This is a genomic window from Brevundimonas sp. MF30-B (genome assembly GCF_004683885.1).
Lineage (GTDB): Bacteria > Pseudomonadota > Alphaproteobacteria > Caulobacterales > Caulobacteraceae > Brevundimonas.
The window spans coordinates 831,315-857,161 of sequence record NZ_CP038440.1 but is presented as its reverse complement, the minus strand read 5'-3'; the positions used below and the strand labels follow the sequence as shown (position 1 = coordinate 857,161).

The window sequence follows — 25,847 nt, the reverse complement described above, 5'->3', positions numbered from 1 at the left end:
TTTGGGCGCTATGCTCGCGACGCGGTCGCTCGCGGCTTGAGCGCTTCATCCTTGTTCGTCAGCGCTGGCAGCAGCAGCTGATCCGACAACGCCCGCACCACCGGCACCGCCACGGCGTCGCCGGTCAGCTTCAGGGCGGCGTTGTCGCGGTCGGGCAGTCGGTAGTCGTCGGGCAAACCCATCAGGCGCGCCGCCTCGCGGCCGGTAAGGCGCCGGGCGCGCACGCGGGCGCCCTCGACCTCGACGACATACTGCCGCGACGAGCCGCCCGAGGGCGTACGCAGGCAGCCCGCCAAACCGTCGAACCGCAGCTCCAGCCGCTGGCGCTTATCATTCCCTTCGCGCCGCACTCGTCGAAACCCCGCCCCGATGCGGCGCTCGCCCGAGGCCTGGATCGCCTCCAGCCGGGCGCGATGAAGCGGAGACAGCAATGACAGCAGCGCTTCGGTTTCAGCGGGGGCCATCCATTCGGCGTCCGCGCTCAGGAGGGAATCGAGGTCTGCGTTGCGCTGGGCGGGGGCCGCGACACTCCACCAGGCCCAGGCCTCCTGCACAGATTGAGGCAGTCCGGCCTGTGCGCGGATCAGGCGCGGCGTGTGGAACGGCGCGACGGGCGCATGTTCCACCAGATGCTCCGCACCCTTTAGCCCGACGACGAACAGGCGAGGGCGAGACTGGGGCAGCCACCAGGCGGCGTCCATCTCCAGCGCACCGACCCGATAGCCGGCCTCGGCCATGGCCTTGCACACAGCCGCCAGATCCGCGCCGCCGCTGGACGTCAGGAGACCGCTGACGTTCTCAAGGACCACCGCGCGGGGGCTGCGGCCATCGGCCTGGAGCTGCTGGACCAGGCGCCAGAAGCCCCAGAAGGCGCCCGAGCGCTCAGACTTCAGCCCTCCGCGCGTTCCCGCCAGGCTGAGGTCCTGGCAGGGCGACGAAGCCCACACTAGGTCCGGTCGGCCCGGAAGGTCGGCCAGGGTCAAATCCCAAACGTCGGCCCTTCGGAAGGGCGTGCGGGGATGGTTGGTCCGAAAAGCCGCCGCCTTCATCTCATCCAAGTCATTGGCGAAGGCGATGCGGAAGCCTTCGAGCCCCAGACCGGCCAGACCGCCGCCGGCGAAAAACTCATAGGCGACAGGCATGTCGGGCAAGGCGGTGGACGTCATGATTCGCCACCATAGACCTCTGCGCGCGTTCAGCCATGATGCGCCTGCGCCGCCCCCTTTTCGGAGACTTTCGATGCGTCTTGTCGCCCTGATCAGCCTGCTGGCCCTGGCCGCCTGCTCGGACCCCGCCCCCGCGCCCGAGACGACGTCCGAGACGCCCGCCATTCGACCGGCCATGCTGGGCGGGGTCAATCTGAACGAACCGGTCCGCGCGCTCGGCACCGAGCCATTCTGGAGCGTCGAGATCGGGCCAGACCAGTTGGCCTATGATCGGGCCGGAGAGATCACGGCCCAGCGCGCCGCGCATGACGGGCCGCAAGTGCAGGGCACGATGGCGACCTGGCAGGCGACCGACGGTTCGATGACGGTGACCCTGATGGCGACGGAATGTTCGGACGGAATGAGCGACCGCACCTATCCTCTCACCGCCCGCATCGAGGTCGGCCAGGAGACGCTGAACGGCTGCGCCGCCGCCACCGCCGCCGTCCTGAGGGCGGCCGAGAGCGGCGCAGTCGGCTGATCAGCCCGTGGCGGCGTCGGCGTCACCGCCAGTCTTGGGATCGTCGCCATCGTTGCGGGCCTTATCCTCACCCGCATGAGCATCGGCCGAGGCCATGCCTTCGCTGGCCAGGCTCTCGTTGATCGCCTTCTGATCGGGATCGATGTCCGAGCCCGAGGCCGAGCCGCCTCGCAGCGATCCGGCGCGGGTGTCAGACCCCAGGTCCGAACCGCTCAGGGCCTCTGACAGGGCGTCGGGCTTGCGGCCCAGATCGGGCTTTTCCCCGATGTCGTCAGCTTCTCGGGCATCTAGAGTCCGGTCTTGATCCGTCATGGCGATCTCCTTCGCCGACTAGAGCGGGCGCGGCGGGCCGACGGTTCCCAAATGAAAAGAGCGCCGGGATCGAAATCCCGGCGCTCTTCATTCAGCATAACTTCCGGCCGCGTCGGGTCGAAAAGGCGGAGCCTTTTGACCGCGGCCCACAAAGATCGGAAAGGCCGTCAGGCCTTTCCGAACAGTTTGGCCCACCGGGGCTTCTCGCGGGTCTTCCACGCGCCGCGGTGATAGGCGTCCGAACCGATCAGCGGCACCACCGTGGTGGCTTCGGCGAAGACCATCTGCTCGTAGGTGGTCGAGACCTTGCCCCACGACGCCGCCTCCTTGAGCGTGGAGGACGAACAGGCGCCGTCGCGCACGTCGGCGACCGTGATCTGCACCGCATATTTGTGCATGTCGGCCTCGACGCCGAGGATCTCGGCGCAGACGACGGTGTCCTGAGCGAAGTTCTTCGGGACCCCGCCGCCGACCATGAACAGGCCCGTGGTGCCGGCCGCGATCTTGATGTCGGTCAGTTCGCGGAAGTCGGCGATGGCGTCCAGCATCATGTAGGGCTGGCCGGCGACCGCGCGCTCCTTCTGGTGCTTGACCAGGCCGAAGCCGGCGGACGAGTCGACGAACGCCGGGCAGAAGATCGGCACGCCTTCTTCATAGGCGGTCTGGATCAGACTGCCTTCCTTCTTGGCGTTGCCCTCCGACAGCCACTTGCCCATCTCCCAGATGAACTCGCGGCTGGAATAGCCGCGGGGCTCCAGACGGTTGGCGATCTCCAGGATGGTGTGGTCGCAGGCCTGGAGTTCTTCCTCGTCGATGTAGGTGTCGTAGATGCGGTCGATGTAGTTGTCGCGCAGGACGTTGTCGTCCACCGGGCCGGCGGCCTGGTAGTGTTTGAAGCCCAGGGCCTCGAAGAAATCCATGTCGACGATCGAGGCGCCGGTGGCGACCACGGCGTCGATCATGCCCATCTTCACCATGTCACGGTACACGTGCATGCAGCCGCCGGCCGAGGTCGAGCCGGCGAGGATCAGCCACGGCGAGCAGCTCTTGTCTTCCAGCGCCATGTTGAAGATGTCGGCGGCGCGGGCGGTGTCGCGCGACGAGAACGACATCTTGCGCATGCTGTCGATGATCGGGCGGGCGTCGAAGCTGGTGATGTCGATGTGCTCGACGGTGTTCTGCAGCAGTTCGGCCTTGGTGTTCGACTGGACGGGTGCGTTCATCGGTTTGGTTTCCCTTACAGGTGAGCGCCCGTCGCCAAAGTAAAGAAGCAGCGGCCCGGACGGAGCGACGGGCCGCTGCTGGATACAACGCCCCAACCTTAAAGGGGCAGTGTGACGATTTAGCGCCGGCTCTTCTTGCGCTGGCCGGCCTTGCCCTTGGGCCGTGACAGGCGGACGACCTTGCGGGCCTGCTCTTCCGCCGTGGTGCGCACGGTCGGGATGGAGCGGGGCGCCAGGCCGTACAGCGAAGCCATCGGGGCGTCCTCGACCACGGCGATGTCGTGCTCGCCATAGCCGTTGAAGCCGGTCGTCATGGCCACGCCATAGGCGCCGAGCATGCCGATCTCGATGAAGTCGCCTTCCTGCACATCGGCCGGCAGCCAGAACGGGCCGGGCATGTGGTCGATGGAATCGCAGGTCGGGCCGTAGAATCGGAAGGGCTTCAGCTCGCTCGACGACGAACCGTCCCGGACCAGCTTGGTCGGGAAGGGCCAGCGCGAGTGAGTGGCGTCGAACAGCGACCCGTAGGAGCCGTCGTTCAGATACAGGGCGTCGCCCTTGCGCAGATCGACGCGGGCCAGGACCGACGAGCTTTCGGCGACGAGCGCGCGGCCGGGCTCGCACCACAGCTCGGTCGTCTCCGACACCGGCATCTCGTTGAAGCCGCGATGGATGGCGTCGGCGTATTCGCTCATGTCCGGCGGGACCATGCCCGGATAGACCGAGGGGAAGCCGCCGCCGACATCGACGATGTCCACGAACACGCCCGCGCGCGCGATCGACCGGCCGACCTGGGCCATGGCGGCCTCATAGGCGGACGGGCGCATGCACTGCGATCCGACGTGGAAGGATACGCCCATCAGGCCGTCCTTGACCGCTTGGCGCGTTGCCATCAGCAGGGCCGGCGCCTGATCCGACGACACGCCGAACTTGCCCGACAGCGTATAGGCCGCGCCGTCGGCCGAGACCGCCATGCGCACGACCAGGTTCAGGTCGGCGGCGCCATCGGTGGCCTCGACGATCTTGGTCAGCTCTTCGTGGCAGTCCAGCGAGAAGGTCTTCACGCCGTGGTCGAAATAGGCGCGCGCGATCGCCGCGCGGCTCTTGACCGGGTGCATGAAGGCCAGACGCGCGGTCGGGCTGACCGAACGAACCAGTTCGATCTCGGCGATGGAGGCCACGTCAAAGGCGGTGACGCCGGCGTCGACCAGGGTCTCGATGACCCAAGGCGACGGGTTCGCCTTCACCGCATAGAAGACGTCGGCTTTCAGATTGTCCTGGAACCAGCGCGCCGCTACGGAAACCGAACGCGGCCGCACGAGGGCGACGGGACGTTCAGGAGGCCGCTCACGGACCAGGTCCAGGGGAAGCTGGTACGTGCGCAATTCACGTAACCCCCTGTTGATTGTTAACCCAGACCGGCGTTAGCAGCGCATAACGGTTAGACCACGGGGTCCGCCGGAGCGCGCGATTTAGGGTCGCGTCGCCGTCATGTAAAGCGGTATTTTGATGACGCGGCCAGCCGGGGCCTGTGGGTGGATGCGTTCAAGAGAACCGTCCTGTCCCCGGGGCGTTCCGAGAAACTTCCCCGGTCGCGGGGTTCGAGGGGCGATCATGAGCCGTTGGCTGTTCTTCTGGCGCAAGCTTAGCCGCCGCCTGTGGTGGCGCGCCGGCCTGTATGCGGCGCTGGGCGTGTTCACCGCGCTGGCGGCCGTCTTCCTGCGCCCGTGGGTGCCGGACGTGATGGCCGAGCGCCTGGGCGGCGAGTCGGTCGAGGAAATCCTGGCGGTCCTGGCGTCCAGCCTGCTTGCGGTGGCCACATTTTCGCTTGGCGCCATGGTTACGGCCTACACCTCGGTCTCGTCCTCGGCGACGCCGCGCGCGGCGGGCCTGGTGACCGGCGATGAGGCGGTCCAGAAGGCGCTGGCGACCTTTGTGGGGGCCTTCCTCTACGCCATCGTCGGACTGACGGCGGTCAATGCGCAGTACTATGGGCCCGAGGGGCGGGCCGTGATCTTCCTGGTCAGCCTGGGGGTGGTCGGCCTGGTGGCCTTCCGGCTGCTGGCCTGGGTGGACCGATTGTCGAACCTGGCCCGGCTGGGTCACACCTTGAAGACGATCGAGACCAAGACCGTCGAGGCCATGGAGCACCGTCTGGGCCAGCCGCGCCTGGGCGGATCGGCGGGCGAGATCGAGAGCGGCGTCGACATTCCCGCCCCCGCCACCGGTTATGTCGAGAACGTCGACCCCCGCCGGCTTCAGGCCTGCGCCGAGCAATGCGACGGCCGCATCGCCATCCTGGCCCAGCCCGGCGACCTGGTTCGACGTGGCGAGCCTTTGGCGCGCGTCGATGCGTCCGATCCGCGCGACACCGTTGTCAAGCGGATCGCCTCAGCCTTCGCCATCGCCGACGACCGGTCGTACGATCAGGACCCGCGCTATGGCGCGATCGTGCTGGGCGAGGTGGCGTCGCGCGCCCTGTCGCCGGCGATCAACGATCCGGGGACCGCGATCGCCGTCCTGGTCTGCGCCCTGCACGCCGCCGAGGCCTGGGCCGAGGGTTGCGACCGGCCGACGCCCGCGGCCTGCGACCGCCTTTATGGTCCGGCGCTGTCGACCCAGGACCTCATGGATGATCTGTTCTCGCCCTATCTCCGCTACGGCTCGGCGGACGCGGCAGTGGCCGAGCGGGTGCAGAAGACCCTGCGGTCCCTGGGGCGTGATCCCGGTTCGGTCGGCCAAGCGGCGCGGGCCCTGGCGGACGAGGCGCTGGAACGCGCCCTGCGCTCGCTGGACGAGCCGCAGGACCGCGAGCGGGTACGCCAAGCTGCGGCCTGATAGCCTCAAGGCTGGACGAGATCGACGCAGGCGTGCGATTAAGACTTGCCGAAACGCCGCTCTCGCGTCATCCGGCGCCCCCACCCGCAGCCGACCCTTAGCGAGTCCATGAGTTCTGCAACCGCCACCGCCGGCCCGGGCCTAGTCCTGGCGCGCGACGTGACGAAGACCTTCGGCGCCCGCAAGGCGTTGAACGGCGTTTCCATTTCCGTGGACGCCGGCGAGATGGTGGCCCTGATCGGGCCGTCGGGTTCGGGCAAGTCGACGCTGCTGCGTTCGATCACCGGCCTGCAAACCATCGACCCGGGCGGCACGATCCAGGTGTTCGGCGAAACCGTCCAGAAGGACGGCCGCACGACCAACGCCGTGCGTCGCGCCCGCTCTCGCCTCGGCATGATCTTCCAGCAGTTCAATCTGGTGGGCCGGCTCAGCCTGTTCTCCAACGTGATGCTGGGATCGCTGGGCCGGCTGCCGGGCTGGCGCGGCTTCTTCGGCGTCTGGCCCCAGGCTGACAAGGAAACGGCGATGGCGGCCCTGCACCGCGTCGGCGTGTCCGACTACGCCGCCCAGCGCGCCAACACCCTGTCGGGCGGACAGCAGCAGCGCGGCGCCATCGCCCGCGCTCTGGTCCAGGGCGCCAAGGCCATCCTGGCCGACGAACCCGTCGCCTCGCTGGACCCGGTCTCCGCACGCAAGGTGATGGAGTTGCTGGTCGAGCTGAACAAGCGCGACGGTTTGGGCGTGATCGTCACCCTGCACCAGGTCGACTACGCCATCCGCTACTGCGACCGCGTCATCGCGCTTCAGGGCGGCAAGGTGGTCTATGACGGCCCATCGACCGGCCTAGACACCAAGCGCCTTATCGAAATCTACGGTCCCGAGTTCGAGGACGCCTTTTGGGAAACCAAGGCATGAGCCGTTTCACCTTCTCCCGCCGCGCCCTTGGCCTGGCGGCCGCCGGCGCGCTGGCGCTGGGCCTGACGTCGTGCGGCCAGGGCGAAAGCGCTCCGGCCGGCGGCGCGCCGACAGAGATCACCTTCTCGATCCTGTCCGCGGAAGGTCAGGCCTCTTCCGGTCCGCTATGGCAGCCCCTGCTGGACGACATGGCCAAGGCGACCGGGGTGCGCGTGCGCCCGCACTTCGGCTCCAACTACACCGTTCTGGTGGAGGCCATGCGCGCCAATCAGACCCAGGTGGCTTGGTTTTCGGCCAAGCCGGCTGTGGAGGCCATTGACCGCTCCAACGCCGAGGTCATCGCCCGCATCGTCGATCCGGAAGGCAACGACAGCTACAAGTCCACCCTGATCGTGCGTCAGGGTTCGGGCATCACCCTGGACAGCGTGCTTGCGTGCGGTCAGCGCTACAACTTCGGCATCGGCGACGCTCAATCGACCTCGGGCACGCTGGCGCCGCTGACCTTCCTGTTCAATCCGCGCAATATCGACCCGTCGCGCTGCTTCCGCACAGTCCGCTCGGCCAACCACCAGGCCAACGCCTTCTCGGTCGCCTCGGGCGTGCTGGATGTGGCGACTTCGAACAGCGTCAACACCATCTTCATACGCCGCGAGAACCCGCGCATCGCCGATCAACTGGTCGAGATCTGGGAATCCCCGCCGATCCCGGAATCTGGCATCGTCGTGCGCAAGGATCTGGACCCGGCGCTCAAGGAGAAGGTGCGCCAGTTCTTCCTGACCTATGGCCAGGGCGAGGGAGCCGAGGCCGAACGTCAGCGCCAGGTGCTGGCCGGGCTCAACTATTCGCGCTTCAACCCCGCCGACGACAGCTACCTGAACCCGGTGCGCGAGCTGATCGCCGACCAGGCGCTGTCGCAGGCGCGCCGCGGCAACAACGCCGCCGCGGTCACAGCCGCCGAGGCCGAGCTGAACCGCCTGCGCGCCCTGCGTGAGGTCCAGCCTTGACCGACGCCGTCGCCGCGACCGCCATTCCCAAGCCGCCGACCAAGTCGGCCGGAGCCTGGGCGCTCGACGTTCTGATCTGGGGCGGCGTGGCCGTCCTGCTGATCATCAGCTTCGGCCCCGTCGACCTGGGCAACATCTCCAATCTGGTCACCAACTCGGCCAGCATCCAGAACTTCGGCGCCGAGCTGCTGCGTCCGAACTTCGCCGACTGGGGCCTGTTCGTCGAAAAGATGTGGGAGACGGTCCAGATCGCCCTGTGGGGCACCTTCCTGGCCGTGATCTTCGCCGTGCCCATGGGCCTGGCGGCGTCGCGCAACATCGCGCCGGTCTGGGTGGTTCAGCCGGTCCGCATCGTCATGAACCTGCTGCGCTCGATCCCGGACCTGGTGATCGGCCTGCTGTTCGTGGTCGCCGTGGGCCTGGGGCCGCTGGCCGGCGTTCTGGCCATCACCCTGAACACCGCCGGGGTTCTGGCCAAGCTGTTCTCGGAAGCGGTCGAGTCGATCGACAAGGGTCCGGTCGAGGGCGTGCGCGCCACCGGCGCCTCCAAGCTGCACGAGATCAACTGGGGCGTCATTCCGCAGGTCGCGCCGCTATGGACATCTTTCGCCCTCTACCGTTTCGAATCCAACAGCCGCTCGGCCACCGTGCTGGGCCTGATCGGCGCGGGCGGCATCGGCCAGGTGTTGTTCGACCGCATGAACGCCTTTGCGTTCCGCGACGTGTCGGCCGTGGTGATCATCGTCGTGATCGCCGTGACCCTGATCGACTTCCTGTCCCAGGCCATGCGCAAGCGCCTGCTCTGACGGAGCGACGAACCTGAAACGTAGAAAGGGGCCGCGACAGTCGCGGCCCCTTTTCTTTTGCGCTCAAGCGGTGAGCCGCCGCGCGGCGAACGTAGCGCCAGAAAAACCCCCTACACTTCCGGCTGAGGCGGTGCCGTGATGACCTCGACGTTGTCGTTCAGCAGATAGGCAAGCTCTTCCAGCGCCGCATGGCGGGCGTGGGCGTCAGTGGCGCTTTCGATTGCTGCGACCTTCTTGGGCATGTCTTCGGAGATGCCGCGCAGGATGCATTTCAGATCGCCGTCCGTCCCGCGTTCGCGCAGGGTGACGTGGCCCTGCATGTCCAGGGCGGCCAGTTCGACCGTCTGGGCCTTGAAAGCGGTGAAGTCGGGACCCGTGACGAAGCCGGCGGCGTCGGCGGCGCCCGAGGCGCTCCAGCCGTCCACGACCGCCTTCAGCCGCGCCGAGCGGGCGATGATGTCGGCGAACAGGGGCTCTGCGGCCACCGACACCGGTGCGGCTGCGGGCGCGGGCTGGGCGGCGGCCGTCGCCACAACCGGATCGGCCAGTAGCAGAGCGGAGGCGAGGGCGAGTGCGCAGGACATGGCGAGACCTTTCCAATGAATCCGGCCTTGCGGATTGAACCGGCTTACGCCTCGACCGTAAACGAGGGCTTATGACCTCCCCGACTTCGTTGGAGCCGACCATGACCGACCCGACCGCAAACGCCTTGAGCATCGACACGGCCTGGGGCGCGCTGACGGCGGCGGCGCAAGGGGACGGGCGGACGCCCATCCTGGATCAGTTCGCGGCCGACCCAGATCGTCTAGCGCGGTTCAGCGTTGAGGCCGCGGACCTGTATCTGGACTTGTCGAAACAGTCCTGGAGCCGCGAGGGGTTCGAGGCGGCTCTGACCCTTGCGCGCGCCGCAGACGTGGAAGGCCGCCGAGCCGCCCTGTTCGGCGGCGAAGCGGTCAATCCGACAGAAGGCCGCGCGGTGCTGCATCCGGCGCTGCGAGCCGGCTCGGGGGCCGACTTCAAGGCCCTGGGGGAGCCCGTCTCGGCCCAGGTCGAGGCCGTGCGGGCCGAGATGCGCGCCTATGCCGAGGCCGTGCGCACCGGATCCGAGCGCGGCGCGACGGGCCAGCGCTTCGAGGCCATCGTCCATGTCGGCATCGGCGGCTCGGACCTGGGACCGCGCCTGATCTGGGACGCGCTTCGTCCGATCGACGCGGCGGTGGACCTGCGCTTCGTGGCCAACATCGACCCACGCGAGATGGCCGAGACCCTGGCTGGGCTGGATCCGCGCACGACCTTGGTGGTGGTCGTCTCCAAGACCTTCACTACCCAGGAGACGCTGGCCAATGCGGTGCTGGCGCGCGACTGGTTGAAAGCGGCCTTGCCGGAAGAAGGACTGGATCGACATTTCATTGGCGTCACCGCTGCCCCGGACAAGGCCATGGCCTTTGGCTGCGGCCGCACCTTCGGCTTCCGCGACTGGGTCGGGGGGCGCTATTCGCTGTGGTCGGCGGTGGGCCTGTCCTGCGCCATCGCCCTGGGCTGGGACGCGTTCCACGACCTGCTGGTGGGCGCCGCCGCCATGGATGCGCATTTCCTGGAGGCGCCGCTCGAGGCGAACGCCCCGGTGCTGATGGCCCTGGCGCAGATCTACAATGTGGATGGGTTGAACCGGCCGGCGCGGACGGTCGCGCCTTACGCCCACGGCCTGCGCCGCCTCCCTGCCTTCCTGCAGCAGCTGGAGATGGAGTCGAACGGCAAGCGGGTGCGGCTGGACGGGCGGCCGGTCCAGCGTCAGACCTGCCCTGTCGTGTTCGGCGAGCCCGGCACGAACGGCCAGCACGCCTTCTTCCAGCAAATCCACCAAGGGCCGATGACGGTCCCGGCCGAGTTCGTGGTCGTGCGCCGCACCCTGGGGGACGCCGTGGAGGCACCGCTGTGGGCCAACGCCCTGGCTCAGGCCCAGGCCCTGATGATCGGCAAGACCGAGGATCAGGCGCGCGAGGAGCTGCTGGCCTCGGGCGCCTCGGCGAAAGAAGCCGACTGGCTGGCGCCGCACAAGGCGTTCCCAGGCAACCGGCCCTCGACCACCATCGTCATGGACCGCCTGTCACCCCAGGCGCTCGGCGCTCTCTTGGCGCTCTACGAACACAAGACCTTCGTGGAGGGCGTCATCTGGGACATAAACAGCTTCGACCAATGGGGCGTGGAGTTGGGCAAGGTCTTGGCCAAGGCGATTCTGAGCGATGTCGAGACAGGCTCGCCAGGCGCGGCGCTCGACCCCTCCACGCGAACCCTGCTGCAGCGACTGGCGTAAAAAAACGGGCGCCGAAGCGCCCGTTTCCTGATGTCGCCGCTTACCAGCGGCGGTCGTAGCGATAGTCGCGACGGTTGTCGTAGCGGTTCTGGTAGGAGCGCCATTCGCCGTGATTGCGCCAGAAACGGCCGTCCCGGTAATAGCCCCGGCCCTGATAATGGCGTCCTTCGTAGTACCGGTTGTCGTACCTGTAGCGATCATCGTATCGGCGACGGTCGTTATCCGACGACACCGCGCCCAACGCCGCGCCAGCCAAGGCGCCGCCGGCGACATAGCGGCCGTCGCCATTGCCGATGACCGCACCGGCCAAGCCGCCGACCACCGCGCCGATGACAGCGTCACGGCCAGTGTTGTCGCGATCGCGATACTGTGCGGCGGCAGGCGTGGCGGCCAGAAGGGTGAGGGCCACGGCGCCCGTGGCGATTTTCGAAACGGTCTTCATGATGCGGCTCCTTTCGGCGGCCGGTGATTGATGAGACCGTTATAGGCGCCCCGCCCTGAACAAGCCCGGTGGCGGCCGTTCATCTTCGCTTCATCGCAGCGCCCCGATTTCGGCGCCCTGTGACTTGACGCCCGGGCTGGCCGAGCCTACCTGCCCCTGCGTTAGCACTCGTGCAGGTCGGCTGCCAAACAGGCGGCCCACGAGCGAATGTCAAATCCCAAGGGAGAGCAATCAGATGGCGTTTCGTCCTCTCGGCGACCGCGTGCTGGTCAAGCGCGTTGAAGAAGAGTCCAAGACCAAGGGCGGGATCATCATCCCCGACACGGCCAAGGAGAAGCCCCAGGAAGGCGAAGTCGTCTCCGTCGGCCCCGGCGCCCGTGACGACAAGGGCGTGGTCAACGCGCTCGAACTGAAGGCCGGCGACCGCATCCTGTTCGGCAAGTGGTCGGGCACGGAAGTGAAGATCGACGGCGACGACCTGATCATCATGAAGGAATCCGACGTCCTGGGCGTGCTGTCGTAAGACGCGCCCGGTCGGTTTCCCTTACATCCCAAATAGATAGGAGCTGCCCTGATGGCCGCTAAAATCGTACATTTCAACACCGACGCCCGTGACAAGATGCTCAAGGGCGTCAACGTCCTGGCCAACGCCGTCAAGGTGACCTTGGGGCCCAAGGGCCGCAACGTGGTGATCCAGAAGTCCTTCGGCGCCCCGCGCTCGACCAAGGACGGCGTGTCGGTCGCCAAAGAGATCGAGCTGGAAGACGCCTTCGAGAACATGGGCGCCCAGATGATCCGCGAAGTCGCTTCGAAGACGAACGACAAGGCGGGCGACGGCACCACCACCGCCACCGTCCTGGCTCAAGCCATCGTGCAAGAGGGCCTCAAGGCCGTCGCCGCCGGCATGAACCCGATGGACCTGAAGCGCGGCATCGACAAGGCCGTGACCCTGGTGCTGGAAGACATCAAGAAGAGCTCCAAGCCGGTTTCGAACAACTCGGAGATCGCCCAGGTCGGCACCATCTCGGCCAACGGCGACTCGGAAATCGGTGAGTTGATCGCCCAGGCCATGGCCAAGGTCGGCAACGAAGGCGTCATCACTGTCGAGGAAGCCAAGACCGCCGACACCACCGTCGACGTCGTCGAGGGCATGCAGTTCGACCGCGGCTACCTGTCGCCCTACTTCATCACCAACGCCGACAAGATGGAGGCCGTGCTCGAAGAGCCGCTCATCCTGCTGTTCGAGAAGAAGCTGACCTCGCTGCAAGCCATGCTGCCGATCCTGGAAGCCGTGGTGCAGTCGGGCCGTCCGCTGCTGATCATCGCCGAGGACATCGAAGGCGAGGCCCTGGCCACCCTGGTGGTCAACAAGCTGCGCGGCGGCCTGCGCGTCGCCGCCGTCAAAGCTCCGGGTTTCGGCGACCGCCGCAAGGCCATGCTGGAAGACATCGCCATCCTGACGGGCGGCCAGGTCATCTCCGAAGACCTGGGCATCAAGCTCGAGTCGGTCACCCTGGACATGCTCGGCAAGGCCAAGAAGGTCTCGATCACCAAGGACGACACCACGATCGTCGAAGGCGTGGGTGAAAAGGCCGACATCGAAGCCCGCGTGGCCCAGATCAAGCGCCAGATCGAAGACACCACCTCGGACTACGACAAGGAGAAGCTGCAGGAACGTCTGGCCAAGCTGGCCGGCGGCGTCGCCGTGCTCCGCGTCGGCGGCTCGACCGAAGTCGAAGTGAAGGAAAAGAAGGACCGCGTCGACGACGCCCTGAACGCCACGCGCGCCGCGGCTGACGAAGGCATCGTTCCGGGCGGCGGCATCGCCCTGCTGAAGGCCTCCAAGATCCTGGCCGACGTCAAGGGTGACAACGCCGACCAGAACGCCGGCATCGCCATCATCCGTCGCGCCCTGCAGGCTCCGATCCGCCAGATTGCCGAAAACTCCGGCGTCGAAGGCTCGATCGTGGTCGGCAAGGTGCTGGAGAACAACGACGCTTCGTTCGGCTTCAACGCCCAGACCGAAGAATACGGCGACCTGGTCAAGATGGGCGTCATCGACCCCGCCAAGGTCGTCCGCACGGCTCTGCAGGACGCGGCCTCGGTCGCGGGCATCCTGATCACGACCGAAGCGGCCGTGGCCGATGCGCCGAAGAAGGCCTCCGGCGGCGGCGCCCCCGACATGGGCGGCGGCATGGGCGGCATGGGCGGCATGGACTTCTAAGAAGTCCATCTTCTCACTCAGAACGAGGGCGGCGTCTTCGCGGACGCCGCCCTTTTTCATGGGCCGCCGCCAAAAGCGGCGACAAAAAAAGCCCCGGGGATCACCCCGGGGCTTCTTTGTTTCGAATGTCGTGGGACCTAGAGGTCCAGCAAGGCGCGCTGCGGGTCTTCCAGCAGTTCCTTGACGCGCACCAGGAAGGTCACCGCCTCCTTGCCGTCCACCAGGCGGTGGTCGTAGCTGAGGGCGATGTACATCATCGGGCGGATCTTCACCTCGCCGTTCACCGCCATCGGGCGCTGGACGATGTTGTGCATGCCCAGGATGCCCGACTGCGGCGCGTTCAGGATCGGCGTCGACATCAGCGAGCCGTAGGTGCCGCCGTTGGTGATGGTGAAGGTGCCGCCCTGCAGCTGGTCCAGCGTCAGGTCGCCGTCACGCGCGGCCTTGCCCAGGGCGCCGATGCCCTTTTCGATGCCCGCCAGCGACAGCTGGTCGGCGTCGCGCAGCACCGGCACGACCAGGCCCTTGTCGGTGCCGACGGCCACGCCGATGTCGTAGTGGTTCTTGTAGATGATGTCCGTGCCGTCGATCTCGGCGTTGACGGCCGGGATCTCCTTCAGGGCGGCGACGACCGCCTTGGTGAAGAAGCTCATGAAGCCCAGCTTCACGCCGTGGCGCTTCTCGAACGTGTCCTTGTAGGCGGCGCGCAGGGCCATGACGTTGGTCATGTCCACCTCGTTGAAGGTGGTGAGCTGGGCGGCGGTGTTCTGCGATTCCTTCAGGCGGCGGGCGATGGTCTGACGCAGACGCGTCATCTTCACGCGCTCTTCGCGCGGCCCGGTTTCACGCGGCGCGGATTGCGTTGCGGCCTTGGGCGCCGGCGCGGTCGCGCCCGAGCCGATGGCGGCGAGCGCATCGCCCTTGGTGATGTTGCCCTTGGGTCCCGTGGCCGAGATGGCCTTGGGGTCCAGGTTGTTCTCGGCGACGACGCGCTGGACGGCGGGCGACAGCTTGTCGCCGGAAACCTGGGCCGAGCCGCTGTTGGCCGCCTTGGCCGGGGCAGCGGACTGCGCGGCAGTGGCCGCCCCCGAGGCCGAGACGGAGCCGATCTTCTGACCCGGCGTGACGGTGGAGCCTTCGTCGGCCTCGATGGTCAGGACGCCGTCGACCGGCGACGAAACCTCGACCGCGACCTTGTCGGTCTCGATCTCGACCAGCAGTTCGTCCTTCTTGACCGCTTCGCCGCTCTTCTTGAGCCACTTGCCCATCGAGCCCTCGGCGACGCTTTCGCCCATGGTCGGGACATTGATGGCGACGGCCTCGGCGGAGGCGGAGGCGGCGGGGACGGCCTCAGCCGGCTTGGCTTCGGCCTTCGACGCGCTGGGGGCCGCAGCGGCCGCGCCGCCCTCGGACACCGAGCCCAGCACCGCGCCCGGCGTCACCGTGTCGCCCTCGTCAAACTTGATCTCGCCCAGCACGCCGTCGGCCGGCGCCACGACCTCCAGCGAGACCTTGTCGGTTTCCAGCTCGACCAGGACCTCGTCCTTCTTGACCGGCTCGCCGACCTTCTTCGACCACTTGGCGATGGTCGCCTCGGATACGGATTCGCCAAGGGCGGGGGTCAGGATGTCGGCCATGTCGTCGGTCTCGTGCGGGTGCGTCTGTGTCGGGGCGTCTGAGTGATTATCGGGCGAAGGCTTCGGTGGTGAAAGCCTCGAGTTCCTTGAGGTGTCGGCTCATCAGGCCCGCGGCGGTCGAGGCCGAGGCCGGGCGGCCGACATAGCGGGCGCGCTTGGCCTTGATGTCCATCTTATCCAGCGTCAGCTCGAGCCACGGATCGACGAAGGTCCAGCCGCCCATGTTCTTGGGCTCTTCCTGACACCACACCAGCTCGGCGTTGGCGAAGCGCGCCAGCTCCTTGCGCAGCGACTGTATCGGCCACGGATAGAACTGTTCCAGGCGGAGGATGTAGACGTCGTCCACGCCCTGTTTCTCGCGCGCGTCCAGCAGGTCGTAATAGACCTTGCCCGAGCACAGGATGACCCGGCGGATATCCTTGTCGGGGCGGATGCTGACGCCGGCGACCTCGGGCCGCGTCTGGGCGTCGTCGTGCAGGACGCGGTGGAAGGCGCTGCCCTCGGCCATGTCGGCCAGGGTCGAGACCGCCTTCTTGTGACGCAGCAGCGACTTGGGCGTCATCAGGATCAGCGGCTTCCTGAACGAGCGGTGCATCTGGCGGCGCAGGATGTGGAAGTAGTTGGCCGGCGTCGTGCAGTTGGCGACCTGCATGTTCTCTTCGGCGCACTGCTGCAGGAAGCGCTCAAGACGGGCCGAGGAGTGCTCGGGCCCCTGCCCCTCGTAGCCGTGCGGCAGCAGCATGGTCAGGCCGCTCATGCGCAGCCACTTGCGCTCGCCCGACGAGATGAACTGGTCGATCACCACCTGGGCGCCGTTCACGAAGTCGCCGAACTGGGCCTCCCACAGCACCAGGCTGTTCGGGTCGGCCAGCGAATAGCCGTACTCGAAGCCCAGCACCGCCTCTTCCGACAGGGCCGAGTCGATGACCTCGAAATGGGCCTGGCCGTCGCGCAGGTTGTTCAGCGGGATGTAGCGGGCCTCGGTCGTCTGATCGATGATGCCCGAGTGGCGCTGCGAGAAGGTGCCGCGTACAGAATCCTGGCCCGAAAGGCGGACGGGATAGCCCTCGTCCAGCAGCGAGGCGAAGGCCAGGCTCTCGGCGGTGGCCCAGTCGATGTTCTGACCGCTGTCGATGGCTTCGCGGCGGCCGTCGATCACGCGCTTCAGCGTCTTGTGGGCGTCCACGTCGTTGGGCAGCGTGGTCAGGCGGTGGCCGTAGTCGCGCAGCTTGTCGGCCGACACGGCGGTTTCGCCGCGCTGTTCTTCCTTAGGCGCCTGGAGGCCCTGCCACTGGCCGTCCAGCCAGTCGGCCTTCTTGGCCTCGAAGCTCTTGCCGGCGTCGAACTCGGCGTCGAGGAAGGCTTCGAAGCGTGCGATCTCGGCGTCGACCTCGGCCTGGCTGATGACGCCCTCTTCGATCAGGCGCTTGGAGTAGATCTCGCGCGTCGAGGGCTGCGCCCGGATCTTCGAATACATCAGCGGCTGGGTGAAGGTCGGATCGTCGCCTTCGTTGTGGCCGAAGCGGCGGTAGCAGAACATGTCCACCACCACGTCCTTGTGGAACTTCTGGCGGTATTCGGTGGCCACCTTGGCGGCGAAGACGACCGCTTCCGGATCGTCGCCGTTCACGTGGAAAATCGGCGCCTGGACCATCAGGGCCACGTCCGACGGATAGGGCGACGAGCGCGAGTTGCGCGGGCTGGTGGTGAAGCCGATCTGGTTGTTGATCACGAAATGGATGGTGCCGCCCGTGCGGTAGCCCTTCAGCCCCATCAGGGCGAAGCACTCGGCCACCACGCCCTGGCCGGCGAAAGCGGCGTCGCCGTGGATCAAGAGCGGCGCGACCTTGGTGCGGTCGAGCACCCATTCGGCCTCGGGCTTGCCAGCGTTGGCCTCGCGGATGTCGAAAGCCTGTTTGGCGCGGGCCTTGCCCAGCACGACCGGATTGACGATCTCGAGGTGCGACGGATTGGCGGTCAGGGACAGGTGCACGCTGTTGCCGTCGAACTCGCGGTCCGACGAAGCGCCCATGTGGTATTTGACGTCGCCCGAGCCCTCGATGTCCGACGGGACGGTCGAGCCGCCCTGGAACTCGTGGAAGATGGCGCGGTAGGGTTTGCCCATGACGGCGGCCAGGGTGTTCAGGCGGCCGCGGTGCGCCATGCCGAGCACGATCTCGTCAACGCCCAACTGGCCGCCGCGCTTGATGACCTGCTCCAGAGCCGGAACCATGGCCTCGCCGCCGTCCAGGCCGAACCGCTTGGTGCCGGGAAAGCGCTTGTGCAGGAAGCGTTCGAAGCCTTCGGCCTCGATCAGCTTGTTCAGGATGGCCAGCTTGCCTTCCTTGGTGAAGGCGTTCTTCTCGAACTTGTCGGGACCTTCGAAGCGCGCCTGCAGCCAGGATTTCTCCTCGGGCTCGGCGATGTGCATGTACTGAATGCCGATGTGGCCGCAGTAGGTGCGCTTCAGGATCTCCAGAACTTCACGAATGGTGCCGGTCTGCAGACCCAAGACGCCATCCAGATAGATCGGGCGATCCAAGTCGGCGCTGGTGAAGCCGTAGAACTCGGGGGTCAGCTCGGGATTCCGGATGGGCAGTTCGATGCCCAGCGGGTCCAGAGTCGCCTGCAGATGGCCGCGCACGCGATAGGCGCGGATCAGCATCAGGGCGCGGATGGAATCATGGGCGGCCGCCTTGATCTCATCGGCCGAGGCGGGCGCGGATTTGGCCGGCGCGACGCTGGACTTCTTGGGGTCAGGCCTGGGCTCGGGCCAGCGGCCGTCGAACACGCCGGTCTCTTCGGTCGGCTCACGGTTGACCGAACGGCCCCAGGCGCCGGCGGCGGCGGCCTGTTTCACTTGGTCGGCGTTGTCGCGCAGCTGGTCGAAGAAGGCGCGCCATTCGTCCGACACGGAGGCGGGATCGGCGGCCCACTTCTCGTGCAGATCTTCGAGGAAGGCGGCGTTGGAGCCGTAGAGGAAGGCGGTCTCTGCAAAGACCTGGTTCAGCCGTCCGGCGTCGTCAGCCATTGTTCTCGTCAGTCCCTTGGACCCGCACGCGCACGTCTGCGCGTAGGCGGTGTGCTCATATAGGCGCTGTTTCCTTATGGGTCATGACCGAAGCGGGGCGAATCCGCGGGAAATTGGTCGCATCCCGCAAAGAAAAACGCCTCCGGCGCGAACCGGAGGCGTTTCAAGGAGCAAAACCGCCCCAAACTCACAGCGCTCAAGCCGCGAGCGACCGCATCGCGAGCATAGCGCTCGCGCGAAGCGCTCCGCTGAAGGGTCTTAACCCTTCAGCACTTCGACCAGTGTCTTGCCCAGGCGCGCCGGCGAAGGCGAGACCTTGATGCCGGCAGCCTCCATGGCTTCGATCTTGGAGCCCGCATCGCCCTTGCCGCCCGAGACGACAGCGCCGGCGTGGCCCATGGTGCGGCCTTCCGGAGCCGTGCGGCCCGCGATGAAGCCGGCCATCGGCTTCCTGCGGCCCTTCTTGGCCTCGTCGATCAGGAACTGGGCGGCGTCTTCCTCGGCCGCGCCGCCGATCTCGCCGATCATGATGATGGATTCCGTGGCGTCGTCGGCCAGGAACATCTCCAGCATGTCGATGAACTCGGTGCCCTTCACCGGGTCGCCGCCGATGCCGACGGCCGTGGTCTGGCCCAGGCCCTCATTGGTGGTCTGGAACACCGCCTCATAGGTCAGGGTGCCCGAGCGCGAGACGATGCCGACCGAGCCCTTCTTGAAGATGGAGCCCGGCATGATGCCGATCTTGCACTCTTCGGGCGTCAGCACGCCGGGGCAGTTGGGGCCCAGCAGGCGCGAGTTGGAGCGGTCCAGCCGCGCCTTGACCCGCACCATGTCCATGACCGGGATGCCCTCGGTGATGCAGGTGATGAAGGGGATTTCGGCCTCGATGGCCTCGATGATGGCGTCGGCGGCGCCCGCCGGCGGGACGTAGATCACGGTCGCGTCGGCGCCGGTCGCGTCGCGGCCTTCGGCCACCGAGGCGAAGATCGGCAGGCTCTCGCCGTGCGAACCCGTCCAGGTCTGGCCGCCCTTGGCCGGATGGATGCCGCCGACCATCTGGGTGCCGTAGTAGGCCAGCGCCTGTTCGGTGTGGAAGCTGCCGGTCTTGCCGGTCAGGCCCTGGACCAGGATCTTGGTGTTCTTGTCGACCAGAATGGACATGTGTCTGTGCTCTGAATTCGTGCGTGTCTGGGGCGGTCGGGTCGCTTAGGCGACCGCCGCGACGATCTTCTGGGCGGCGTCGTCCAGGTCGTCGGCGGCGGTGATGGCCAGGCCCGACTCGTTCAGGATCTTCTTTCCCAGCTCGACATTGGTGCCTTCCAGGCGGACGACCAGCGGCACCTTCAGGCCCACTTCCTTGACGGCGGCGACCACGCCTTCGGCGATGACGTCACACTTCATGATGCCGCCGAAGATGTTGACCAGGATGCCCTCGACCTTGGGGTCGGCGGTGATGATCTTGAAGGCCGCAGCGACCTTCTCCTTGGACGCGCCGCCGCCGACGTCGCAGAAGTTGGCCGGCTCCTTGCCGTACAGCTTGATGATGTCCATCGTCGCCATGGCCAGGCCCGCGCCGTTGACCATGCAGCCGATGTTGCCGTCCAGGGCGACATAGGCGAGGTCCCACTTGGAGGCCTCGATCTCCTTGGCGTCTTCTTCGGTCTCGTCGCGCAGGGCGCGGATGTCCTCGTGGCGGAACAGGGCGTTGCCGTCGAAGCTGACCTTGGCGTCCAGCACGCGCAGGCGGCCGTTCTCCATGACGATCAGCGGGTTGATCTCCAGCATGGCCATGTCCTTCTCGACGAAGGCCTTGTAGAGCGCCGGGAACAGGGACTTGGCGTCCTCGGCGGCGTCGCCGGTCAGCTCCAGCGCCTTGGAGATGGCGGCCACGTCGGCGTCGGTCACGCCGGCTTCCGGGTCGATGGCGATGGTGTGGATCTTCTCGGGCGTGTCGTGGGCGACCGTCTCGATGTCCATGCCGCCTTCGGTGGAGACGACGAAGGCCACGCGGCCGACCGAACGGTCGACCAGCAGCGACAGGTACAGTTCACGGGCGATGTCGGCGCCGTCTTCGATGTACAGGCGGTTGACCTGCTTGCCGGCCGGGCCGGTCTGGGCGGTGACCAGGGTGTTGCCCAGCATCTCCTTCGCGTGGGCTACGGCTTCCTCGATCGAGAAGGCCAGACGCACGCCGCCCTTGGCGTCGGCGCCCAGTTCCTTGAACTTGCCCTTGCCGCGTCCGCCGGCGTGGATCTGCGACTTCACGACATAGAGCGGGCCAGGCAGTTGCTTCGCCGCCGCCTCGGCCTCGTCGGCCGAGGTGATCGGAACGCCCGCCGCGACCGGCGCGCCGAAGCCCTTGAGGACCTGTTTGGCCTGATATTCGTGAATGTTCATGGACCGACGCCCTGACCGCTTGAGAGAGAGTTGCGGCGCTTATAGGCGTCGGCCCTTCGCAGGCGCAACAGGGGGCGCGAACGGGCCGTCCGTTAGTCGACCCAATCCTTCTTCAGAGTGCGTGACGCGCCGATCAGCAGCATCGACGCCAGCACGTAGAAGCCCATGCCGGTGTAGATCGCCCAGCGCAGGCTCTCGTCGCCGAAGCGGGGCGCCAGCAGGTCGCTCATCCAGCCGAAGTAGTAGAAGCCGACCGCGATCCCCAGCAGGTTGTTGATCAGCAGGAACAGGGCCGAGGCGGTCGAACGCATGGGCGCCGGCGCGATGTGCTGGATCGCCGCCGTGATCGGTCCCAGCCACGCCAGGTTCAGCCCGGTCGGGATCAGGAAGATCAGGAAGGCCAGCGTCAGCTGTTGCGCCTGCGACCCACCGCCCGGCAGGACCAGGCCGATCAGCCAGGGCGAGTTCATGGCCAGAATGAAACAGGGCGCCGAGATCAGGAAGGCGATGGCGGGCGTCAGCGGATAGGCGCCCTTGCCGCGGCTGGCCAGCTTGTCGGCGATCATGCCGCCCATCCAGATGCCGACCAGGCCGCCGATCAGGGCGATGCCGGCGTAGTACCAGCTGGTCTGGGCCAGGGTCAGGTCGAAGCTGCGCATGAAGAACAGCGGCAGCCAGCCGGCCACGCCATAGCCGCACACCGACGAAGAGGCGGCGCCCAGAGCCAGCAGCCAGAAGCTCTTCTTGGGAATGACCACCGAGGCGGTCACACGGGCGACGTGCAGCGATATGCCGATGACGATGGCCAGCAGGCCGCCGAAGCCGGCGACCAGCGGGTTCAGCCCCAGGCCTGCGAACTGCGCCAGCGCCGCCAGGACGAGGCAGCCCGCACCCAGGCCCAGCATGATGCGCGAGGCGATGCGGCCGACGCGGTCCGAAACGGTCACGGGCGGCTGGGCCGCCACCGGCGCGGCGTCCACGGGCGCGGCGGGCTGAATCACCTTGGGCGCGTCCGATCCGCCCCGCTTGGGATCGCGCACGGTCAGGCGCAGGATGGGCGCCACCAGCAGGCCGATCAGGCCGACGACGATGAAGGCGGTTCGCCAGCCGTAGGTCGCGGCCAGCAGGCCGCCTACCAGGGTGCCGGCGGCGGTGCCCAGCGGAATGCCGAAGGCGAACGCCGCCAGCGCTCGCGCGCGCTGCCTCGGCGGGAAATAGTCGGCGATCAGCGAATAGGCCGGGGCCACGCCGCCGGCCTCGCCCACGCCCACGCCCATTCGGAACAGGAACAGCTGGCCGAACGAGCCCGCCACGCCGCACAGGGCGGTGAAGCCGGACCAGACCGCCAGGGCGCCCGTCATGATCCACACACGACTGGCCCGGTCCGCCAGGGCCGCCAGCGGAATGGCCAGGGTTGAATAGACCGAGGCAAAGGCGATCCCGCCCAACAGGCCGAACTGGCTGTCCGAAAGTCCGAACTCCGCCTTCAGCGGCGCGGCCAGGATGCCGATGATCTGCCGATCCAGAAAGTTCAGCATGTAGACGAGGATCAGGATCCCCAGCACGTAGAAGCGATAGCCGGGCGAGGCCGGAGCCGTATCGGGCGGGGTCGCGGAGGCGGCGGTCATGGGCGTGTCCTCGGATGCGGTTGCGGCGTCTTGGCGGGCCGCTTGCGGACGACGGTAAGCGCGACAGGCCACCGGCGCCAAGAAAAAGGGCGGCGGCCCGTCGGGACCGCCGCCCGGATCACTTTCGGATCAGGCTTTCAGGAGGTTCGGGACGGTCAGTACCGCGCGGTCAGCTTGACCATCCACGTCCGCGGCGCACCGTAATAGGCGGTCCGGATGCTGCCGATGGACGAGAATTCCTGAGCGTCGGTCTTGTAGACCTCGTCCGACAGGTTCTGACCGTAGAGGCCGACCGAATAGCGGTCCGAGGCGTCGTTCCAGACCACGCGGGCGTCATAGAGCCAGTAGCTGTCCTGATACATGCTCTCCAACGGCACGTTGGAGTTCACCGCCGTGTTGTCGACCGCCAGGGCCATGCGCGAGCGGAACTTGGCCGCGGCGCCCAAGGTCACGTTCGCCCCGCCAGCCAAGTCGAAGACATACTGAGCGCCGTAGCGCGCCGTCCACTTGGGCGAGAAGGCCGGGTCCTGGAAGGCGCGGCTGCCGCCGAAGCTGGTGAAGCGATCGTCGGCGAACTCCTTGTACTCGGCGTCCAGATAACCGACCTGGGCGTCCAGGGTGAAGTTCGGGTTCACCGCCAGGACCGCCTCGAGCTCGGCGCCCTGGATCTTCAGCTCGCCCGCGTTGAGCACGCTCAGAACCGGGGCCGGCAGGCCGGTGACCGGGTCGACGTCCAGCCCCGCAACGCGCGCCTGGAAGTCTTCGTACTGCGTATGGAACACCGCGCCGTTCAGACGCAGACGACCGTCCAGCCAGGTGGTCTTGGCGCCGATCTCGTAGGTGTCGGCCGTTTCCGGTTGATACTGGGTCGATTCCGCCGCGCTGTTGGCCCGGCCGTTGAAGCCCCCCGATTTGAAGCCCTGCGCATAGCGAGCGTAGACCAGCGCGTCGGGCGTCACCTGATAGTCCGCCGACAGCATGATCGAGGTGTCGTCGTATCGACCCAGGCCCGGCTCGAAGACGTAGGTGGCGTTGAAGGCCGGCAGCAGGCTGTAGAAGGTCGACGTCGTGCGGAAGTAGTCCTTCTTCTCCTCGGTGCCGCGCACACCGGCCGACAGGCGCAGAGCGTCGGTGACCGCGTAGGAGACGTTGGCGTACATGGCCCGCGACGAGGTCTTGAGATTGTCGTCGATGGTCCGCAGGAAGCCCGAGTTGCCGAAGGCCGGCCCCAGCAGATCGTCGTTGTAGCTCTCCTGGTGCGACGAGACGTGCTCGCGCAGGAAGTAGACTCCGCCGACAGCCGTCAGCGGACCGCCGTTGTCGTAGGTGAGCTGGAACTCCTGGCTGAACTGGCTCTGGTCGACCGCGACCAGGGCGTCCGCGATTTCGAGCTGGGTTGCGTCGAAGTCGATGTAGTCGTCCGTCTTCAGCTCGCGATAGGCCGTGATCGACCGCAGGGTCAGGGCGTCGGTCATGTCGACCGCGATGCGGGCCGAGGTTCCCCAGGTCTCCAGGCGCGTCTCGTTGGGCAGGCCCGGCGTGGTGCGCGTGCGGAAATCATAGGTCGGCGGCGGGCTGGCGATCGGCAGGGCGACGCCGCCGGCCAGGAAGGTCAGGCTGTTCTGCGCCTGGCCGACCGTCAGGCCGGCGTCGTCCTTGGAGTAGTCGGCGGTCAGATCCACCCGCACGAGGGCCGAAGGATCCCAGGCCAGGGCCGCGCGCACGGCGCTGGTGTTCTTGTCGTTGTATTCCGCGCCGGTCACCGGATCGGTGACATAGCCGCCCCGTTCGGAGTGCAGCGCCGACAAACCCAGGGCCAGGCCCTCGGCGATGGGGCCCGAGACAGCGCCCTGCACGTCGATCAGGTCATAGTTTCCGCCGCTGACCGAAGCGCGGGCGCGGAACTGATCGTCCGGCCGGCGCGAGACCAGCTTCATGGCGCCGCCGATGGTGTTCTTGCCGTACAGCGTGCCCTGCGGTCCGCGCAGGATTTCGACGCGCTCCAGGTCCAGCAGGTCGAACTGGGTGCCCCGGATGCGGCTGTAGTAGACGTCGTCCACATAGACGCCGACCGCCGGGTCGAAGGTCTGAAGCGCGTCTGGCTGACCCACGCCGCGGATGTAGATGTTGGTGGCGTTCGACGAGCCCCGGCCCTGAACGATGTTCAGATTCGGCACCGCGCCCTGAATGTCGGTGACCTGCTGCACACCCTGACGCGCCAGGGTCTCGCCAGAGAAGGCGCTGATCGCCAGAGGCGTGCGTTGCAGGGATTCCTCGGTGCGGCGCGCGGTGACGATGATGTCGCCGACGGTCGTCGCCTGTTGGTCGGACGGTGCGCTCTGAGCCGCAGCCACGCCGCCAAGCGCGGTCCAGGCCGCGCCCGCCATAAGGGCGGTCTTCACAAGTCTGTTCATTTGGATCCCGATCTCTGATTCCAGCCCGACGGCGCTTTTATTCAGCGCTCAATGATTTTCTCGAAAATGACGAGAAAAGGCCCGGATGTCAAACGGGGGGGCGGGAGCCTCCGGATCAGTCGATGGCGCGCATCGTCCCGGCGTTGATGGCGATGCGGCCGATCAGGCCCTTGACGATCAGGTCCAGCGCCGAGCCCTCGCGGTAGTCGGCGGCCGCGACGAAGTTCACCCGGTCCTCGGAGATCAGGCCGTAGATCTTCTCCTGGTCGCGCGCGCTGTTGCGCGGATCGTAGACGGCGATCGAGAAGCCGCCCTTCGTGTGCATCATCTTCATGGTCGGGACGTCGGTGTCGCCGTCGCCCAGGAAGATCATCCGCTCGAACGGCACCGGCCGGTCATCGTCGGCCATGAAGCGGTTGATCCGCTCGTGCTCCCAGTGGTTCAGCACGCCCTTGTTGATGCGGAACAGATACTGGGTCTTGGTGGTGTAGTTCACCCCGACCGCCGGCCAGATGGCCACGCCGTTCTCGTCATAGACGAACTTGGACGCGAAGACGTGGCGGAAGGCGTCGCGGATCGGGCAGCCGTCGATCATCTCCTCCAGGCCGGCGGAGATGATGTAGTGCTCGATCTCCAGCCCGTATTCGCGGCCGATGGCGTCGATGCGCTCGAACCAGCCCTTGCCCGTCAGGTCCCACTTCAGCCCGTCGAACAGCTTCACGTCCTGGCCGTGCTCATGCAGCGTCTTGCGGGTGATGGGCGCGCCGTTCTCGCGGGCGCGGGCCAGCATCAGCTGCATGTACATCAAGATGTTGTCGCCGTCGGCGTCGCGGGTCAGGGCGTCCGCCGCGCCCCAGAAGTCGCCGATGCTCATGCCCACCGAAGGGATGAAGGTGACTTCCTGCATATTGCCGCGCGCCAGCGTGCCGTCGAAGTCGTAGATGAGGGCGGTCTTCAAAAGGGCCATGGGCCGGGG

Annotated in this window: 21 protein-coding genes; 8 read left to right on the top strand and 13 right to left on the bottom strand. The window is 67.0% G+C overall.

Annotated features, from left to right (window positions below):
• Positions 1-8: 8 nt before the first annotated feature.
• Positions 9-1,166 (bottom strand): DNA cytosine methyltransferase, encoded by a 1,158-nt coding sequence (locus tag E4M01_RS04375; protein ID WP_135062056.1) that lies wholly within the window; start codon positions 1,164-1,166, stop codon positions 9-11.
• Positions 1,167-1,239: 73 nt separating this feature from the next.
• Between E4M01_RS04375 and E4M01_RS04370 the strand changes: the two genes are divergently transcribed.
• Positions 1,240-1,686, top strand: a complete 447-nt coding sequence (locus E4M01_RS04370; RefSeq protein WP_135062057.1) for a COG3650 family protein — start codon at positions 1,240-1,242, stop codon at positions 1,684-1,686.
• Here E4M01_RS04370 and E4M01_RS04365 read toward each other — a convergent pair whose 3' ends face one another.
• The 3 genes from E4M01_RS04365 to E4M01_RS04355 all read right to left on the bottom strand — a co-directional run bounded on the left by E4M01_RS04365 (position 1,687) and on the right by E4M01_RS04355 (position 4,606).
• A complete protein-coding gene (locus E4M01_RS04365) occupies positions 1,687-1,998 on the bottom strand; it encodes a ribonuclease (protein WP_245158177.1) in 312 nt (103 codons plus the stop codon).
• 167 nt (positions 1,999-2,165) lie between these two features.
• Positions 2,166-3,221, bottom strand: coding sequence for a deoxyhypusine synthase (locus tag E4M01_RS04360; RefSeq protein ID WP_135062058.1), 1,056 nt, complete (start codon positions 3,219-3,221; stop codon positions 2,166-2,168).
• 119 nt (positions 3,222-3,340) lie between these two features.
• On the bottom strand, positions 3,341-4,606 hold the full coding sequence (locus tag E4M01_RS04355) for a type III PLP-dependent enzyme (RefSeq protein WP_135062059.1): 1,266 nt from the start codon (positions 4,604-4,606) through the stop codon (positions 3,341-3,343).
• Positions 4,607-4,835: 229 nt separating this feature from the next.
• On the opposite strand from E4M01_RS04355, the gene E4M01_RS04350 reads away from it, so the two are divergent.
• The 4 genes from E4M01_RS04350 (at position 4,836) to phnE (ending at position 8,784) form a co-directional block, all read left to right on the top strand.
• Positions 4,836-6,059 carry a DUF2254 domain-containing protein gene (locus E4M01_RS04350; RefSeq protein ID WP_135062060.1) on the top strand — a complete coding sequence of 408 codons (1,224 nt, stop codon included), beginning with the start codon at positions 4,836-4,838 and terminating at the stop codon, positions 6,057-6,059.
• Between the two features lie 108 nt (positions 6,060-6,167).
• Positions 6,168-6,974: a phosphonate ABC transporter ATP-binding protein gene (gene phnC / locus E4M01_RS04345; protein ID WP_135062061.1), complete on the top strand. Its 807-nt coding sequence runs from the start codon at positions 6,168-6,170 to the stop codon at positions 6,972-6,974.
• The gene (gene phnD / locus E4M01_RS04340; protein WP_135062062.1) at positions 6,971-7,978 is read left to right on the top strand and encodes a phosphate/phosphite/phosphonate ABC transporter substrate-binding protein; all 1,008 of its coding nucleotides are present in this window, start codon (positions 6,971-6,973) and stop codon (positions 7,976-7,978) included. The genes phnC and phnD overlap by 4 nt, the downstream gene beginning before the upstream one ends.
• Positions 7,975-8,784: a phosphonate ABC transporter, permease protein PhnE gene (gene phnE, locus E4M01_RS04335; protein ID WP_135062063.1), complete on the top strand. Its 810-nt coding sequence runs from the start codon at positions 7,975-7,977 to the stop codon at positions 8,782-8,784. The genes phnD and phnE overlap by 4 nt, the downstream gene beginning before the upstream one ends.
• Before the next feature lie 110 nt (positions 8,785-8,894).
• Here the strand turns inward: phnE and E4M01_RS04330 are convergent, their stop codons facing one another.
• Positions 8,895-9,368 (bottom strand): hypothetical protein, encoded by a 474-nt coding sequence (locus E4M01_RS04330; protein ID WP_135062064.1) that lies wholly within the window; start codon positions 9,366-9,368, stop codon positions 8,895-8,897.
• Between the two features lie 101 nt (positions 9,369-9,469).
• Between E4M01_RS04330 and pgi the strand changes: the two genes are divergently transcribed.
• The gene (gene pgi / locus E4M01_RS04325) at positions 9,470-11,098 is read left to right on the top strand and encodes a glucose-6-phosphate isomerase (RefSeq protein WP_135062065.1); all 1,629 of its coding nucleotides are present in this window, start codon (positions 9,470-9,472) and stop codon (positions 11,096-11,098) included.
• 40 nt (positions 11,099-11,138) lie between these two features.
• Here pgi and E4M01_RS04320 read toward each other — a convergent pair whose 3' ends face one another.
• Positions 11,139-11,540 (bottom strand): hypothetical protein, encoded by a 402-nt coding sequence (locus E4M01_RS04320; RefSeq protein WP_135062066.1) that lies wholly within the window; start codon positions 11,538-11,540, stop codon positions 11,139-11,141.
• Between the two features lie 235 nt (positions 11,541-11,775).
• Here E4M01_RS04320 and E4M01_RS04315 point away from each other — a divergent pair, with 235 nt between their 5' ends.
• Both E4M01_RS04315 and groL read left to right on the top strand, forming a co-directional pair.
• A complete protein-coding gene (locus E4M01_RS04315) occupies positions 11,776-12,063 on the top strand; it encodes a co-chaperone GroES (protein ID WP_135062067.1) in 288 nt (95 codons plus the stop codon).
• A 51-nt stretch (positions 12,064-12,114) separates the two neighbouring features.
• Positions 12,115-13,764, top strand: a complete 1,650-nt coding sequence (gene groL, locus E4M01_RS04310) for a chaperonin GroEL (protein ID WP_135062068.1) — start codon at positions 12,115-12,117, stop codon at positions 13,762-13,764.
• A 137-nt stretch (positions 13,765-13,901) separates the two neighbouring features.
• Here groL and odhB read toward each other — a convergent pair whose 3' ends face one another.
• The 7 genes from odhB to E4M01_RS04275 all read right to left on the bottom strand — a co-directional run bounded on the left by odhB (position 13,902) and on the right by E4M01_RS04275 (position 25,838).
• Positions 13,902-15,401 carry a 2-oxoglutarate dehydrogenase complex dihydrolipoyllysine-residue succinyltransferase gene (gene odhB, locus E4M01_RS04305; RefSeq protein WP_135062069.1) on the bottom strand — a complete coding sequence of 500 codons (1,500 nt, stop codon included), beginning with the start codon at positions 15,399-15,401 and terminating at the stop codon, positions 13,902-13,904.
• Between the two features lie 46 nt (positions 15,402-15,447).
• Entirely contained in the window at positions 15,448-18,432 is a 2,985-nt protein-coding gene (locus E4M01_RS04300; RefSeq protein WP_135062070.1) for a 2-oxoglutarate dehydrogenase E1 component, read from the bottom strand.
• 258 nt (positions 18,433-18,690) lie between these two features.
• The gene (gene sucD / locus E4M01_RS04295) at positions 18,691-19,593 is read right to left on the bottom strand and encodes a succinate--CoA ligase subunit alpha (RefSeq protein WP_135062071.1); all 903 of its coding nucleotides are present in this window, start codon (positions 19,591-19,593) and stop codon (positions 18,691-18,693) included.
• Positions 19,594-19,638: 45 nt separating this feature from the next.
• Positions 19,639-20,829 (bottom strand): ADP-forming succinate--CoA ligase subunit beta, encoded by a 1,191-nt coding sequence (sucC, locus tag E4M01_RS04290; RefSeq protein ID WP_135062072.1) that lies wholly within the window; start codon positions 20,827-20,829, stop codon positions 19,639-19,641.
• A 92-nt stretch (positions 20,830-20,921) separates the two neighbouring features.
• Positions 20,922-22,457, bottom strand: a complete 1,536-nt coding sequence (locus tag E4M01_RS04285) for an MFS transporter (RefSeq protein ID WP_135062073.1) — start codon at positions 22,455-22,457, stop codon at positions 20,922-20,924.
• A 155-nt stretch (positions 22,458-22,612) separates the two neighbouring features.
• The gene (locus E4M01_RS04280; protein WP_135062074.1) at positions 22,613-24,871 is read right to left on the bottom strand and encodes a TonB-dependent receptor; all 2,259 of its coding nucleotides are present in this window, start codon (positions 24,869-24,871) and stop codon (positions 22,613-22,615) included.
• Positions 24,872-24,986: 115 nt separating this feature from the next.
• Complete coding sequence (locus E4M01_RS04275) at positions 24,987-25,838, bottom strand: HAD family hydrolase (RefSeq protein WP_135062075.1); 852 nt, start codon at positions 25,836-25,838, stop codon at positions 24,987-24,989.
• Positions 25,839-25,847 lie beyond the last annotated feature (9 nt).